The sequence below is a fragment of the Thalassospira sp. UBA1131 genome (assembly GCF_002311515.1).
In the GTDB taxonomy this organism is placed as follows: Bacteria; Pseudomonadota; Alphaproteobacteria; order Rhodospirillales; family Thalassospiraceae; genus Thalassospira.
On the sequence record NZ_DCAO01000007.1, the window covers coordinates 1 to 2,084 of the forward strand.

The window sequence follows — 2,084 nt, forward strand, 5'->3', positions numbered from 1 at the left end:
GGTGCCAAAAATGAATTGCTGGTCAGGCCAGGTCACGCGATAGGCAATCACAACCGGGCAGTCTTCGCCGTAATGCGGGGTCAGATCACGCACCACGTTTGCCAGATTGTTGATCGACAGGTGCACCGCCAGCGTCGCACGCGACTTGCCAAGTTCCGTAAGGCTCTCGCCGTCTGGCATGCCAGACGACCGCATGGCGGTTCGGGTCAGAATCACGGTCTGGGAAATATCGGGCAGAGTCAGTTCCGCGCCAATTTCAGCAGCCGTCGCGGCATAGGCCGAAACGCCCGGCGTGATGTCATAGGGAATGCCAAGATCATCAAGACGGCGAATCTGCTCGGCAATTGCGCCATAAATTGACGGATCACCGGAATGCACGCGGGCAACATCCTGTCCCTTGGCGTGGGCGGCTTCGATTTCGGCCATGATTTCATCAAGGTTCATCGGGGCCGTATCAATCACGCGGGCACCCTCCGGGGCGCTTGTGACGATTTCTTCTGGCACCAGCGATCCGGCATAAAGGCAAACCGGGCATTTTTCGATCAGGCGCAGGCCGCGCACAGTGATCAGGTCCGGGGCGCCAGGACCGGCGCCAATGAAATGAACAGTCATTATTCTGCCCCGCCTTTCTTGGAAGTGTCGTTCTTGGAAGTGTCAGTGCTGCTGTGAACAGTTGTGCTCAGAACTGGGGCCTTTGCCGCATCCGGGCCCTTTTTGGCATAGCCGCGCGGGGTATAGACCCATTCGTTCTCGCCGCGGGTGATGTGGCGGCTGTTGCTGGAGCCAACCAAAACTGTGGTCAGCATATCGACCATGTCGACTTCTAGTTTCGAAAGTGGAACGACTGTGATTTCCTCGTCCGGGCGGCCAAGCTGACGGCCCAGAACCACCGGGGTGTCTTCGTTGCGGTGTTCAAGCAGGATATCACGCGCTTTCGCCAAAAGATCGCGGCGGCGTTTGGAAACCGGGTTATAGAACGCAATCACGAAATCACCTTCGGCCGCTGATTTCAGACGGCGCAGGATGTCTTCGCGCGGTGTCAAAAGGTCAGAAAGCGAAATCGCACAGAAATCATGACCAAGTGGCGCGCCAATCCGTGATGCCGCCGCCTGAAGCGCGGAAATACCGGGTGATACCTGAACCGCGACCCGGTTCCAATTCGCGCGATCTTCACGATCCAACAACTCAAACACCAGTGTCGCCAGCGCGTAGATACCGGCATCCCCCGACCCGATCAGTGCAACGTCCTTGCCGGTCGCGGCCAGTTCAAGCGCGTGGCGCGCACGGGCTTCTTCGGCGCCAAGATCGGAATGATGGCAATCCTTGCCGTCAATCAGCGGGCCAAGCAGATCAAGATACATCTGATAGCCGACGATATCGGTTGCGCGACCGATCAGGGCGGTGGCCTCTGGGCTGCGCCAGCCGATCTGGCCCGGACCGATGCCAACAATCGAAAGCCTGCCCTGCGCAGTGCCGACTTTCTCGGGGATGATGTCATCCTGTGACAGGGCAACGGCACAGGTGGATTTCTTGGTTTTGTGTTTGGGGACAATCAGCTTGCCGTTCGGACCGACCGTGGCCAGTGCAGCACCTTCGGCAACGCCATGGCAGCCGGTTTCAGCAAACACGATGTCTGATGGCGTCACCAGACGGTCAGCCTCAGCCTCAAGGGTTTGGGCATCAAAGAACCGGGCCGGAACGCCCAGACGTTGCGCCAGCTCATGGACTGCGGCCTCGTCGGCCTTCAGATCAATCGAGGTCACGCAGGCAATGGCCTTCGGGCTCAGGCATTGACCAGCCAGTGTTTCCATCACCAGACCATACAGATCATCGGCCGGGCAGCCGCGCTCACAGCCGACACCAAGTGCCAGGACCGGCGGGTGATAGGTGATTGCGGTTTCAGCGCCATCGCTGACCGCATCTTCATTGGCGCCTTCGCGGGCGGTGGCGGTGATCAGGATGCTGCCATCCTCGGACTGGGCAATAGCACTATTGGTCAACCACGCAGCCGAACCTGCCTCAACCTCAATTCGGGCAGAGGCACCGGCCAAAAGGGCCGCTGTGGCCGGTTTGACGGTTTCGGG

At 59.4% G+C, this 2,084-nt stretch carries 2 protein-coding genes; both read right to left on the reverse strand.

The window, feature by feature from the left end; translation table 11 throughout:
- On the reverse strand, positions 1 to 612 hold a 612-nt coding region (gene cobM, locus B3Z49_RS00950), incomplete at its 3' end, for a precorrin-4 C(11)-methyltransferase (protein ID WP_296987509.1).
- Positions 612 to 2,084: precorrin-3B C(17)-methyltransferase (gene cobJ, locus B3Z49_RS00955; RefSeq protein ID WP_296987511.1), on the reverse strand; the 1,473-nt coding region annotated here is incomplete at its 5' end. The genes cobM and cobJ, both read right to left, overlap by 1 nt.